The sequence below is a fragment of the Staphylococcus croceilyticus genome, from assembly GCF_002902575.1.
In the GTDB taxonomy this organism is placed as follows: domain Bacteria; phylum Bacillota; class Bacilli; order Staphylococcales; family Staphylococcaceae; genus Staphylococcus; species Staphylococcus croceilyticus.
The window spans coordinates 1-896 of sequence record NZ_PPRD01000140.1 but is presented as its reverse complement, the minus strand read 5'-3'; the positions used below and the strand labels follow the sequence as shown (position 1 = coordinate 896).

Sequence of the window (896 nt, the reverse complement as noted above, 5' to 3'; positions counted from 1 at the left end):
CATCGTCCTAGAAAGTGTCTTAATTGGAAGACGTCTTATGAAATTTTAAATTCTGAGTTGTTGCACTTAAATTGACAACTCAACATTTTCAAAAAGATAGAAAGAAGGAATAATTGTGGATTTCGTATCTAAACCTACGACAGAAACTGCTAAAGCATTATTAGGTGTTAAGATTATTTACCAAGATAATAACCAAACTTATAGCGGTTATATTGTAGAAACTGAAGCATACTTAGGCTTTGATGATCGAGCTGCACATGGATTTGGAGGCAAGCAAACGCCTAAAGTGACCTCACTGTATAAGCGTGGAGGCACAATCTACGGTCATGTCATGCATACGCATTTATTAATTAACTTTGTAACGCGTACGGAAGGCGTGCCTGAAGGTGTATTGATTCGCGCTGTGGAGCCAGAAGATGGTATTGAAGCGATGATTAAAAATCGTAATAAAAAAGGTTATGAAGTGACGAATGGTCCTGGGAAATGGACGAAAGCCTTTAACATCCCACGTGCAATTGATGGCTCGACTATTAATGAATGTCGTTTATCAATTGATGTAAAGAATAGAAAATATCCCCGTGAAATTGAAGAAAGTGCAAGAATTGGCATTCCTAATAAAGGCGAATGGACGCACAAGCCTTTAAGATATACAGTCAAAGGGAATCCATATGTATCTCGCGCACGTAAATCAGAATGTGTGATGCCAGAAGACACTTGGAAATAGCGAGAACCAGGACTTAACGGCAGTAAAAATGATTTTTAAATTATTATATAAGTTGCATTAATTCTATTTATATAAATAACTCTAAATCTTTATATATACTAAAAAGATATTATGCGTTCTAGAAATATATATTTGTTATATGTATAATGGGTAATATGGGTAATTATAGCGC

Annotated in this window: 1 protein-coding gene; it reads left to right on the top strand. The window is 35.3% G+C overall.

Features of this window, described 5'->3' with window-relative positions:
* The first annotated feature begins 115 nt into the window (after nucleotides 1–115).
* On the top strand, nucleotides 116–724 hold the full coding sequence (locus CD128_RS11380) for a DNA-3-methyladenine glycosylase (RefSeq protein WP_103329981.1): 609 nt from the start codon (nucleotides 116–118) through the stop codon (nucleotides 722–724).
* Nucleotides 725–896: the final 172 nt, after the last annotated feature.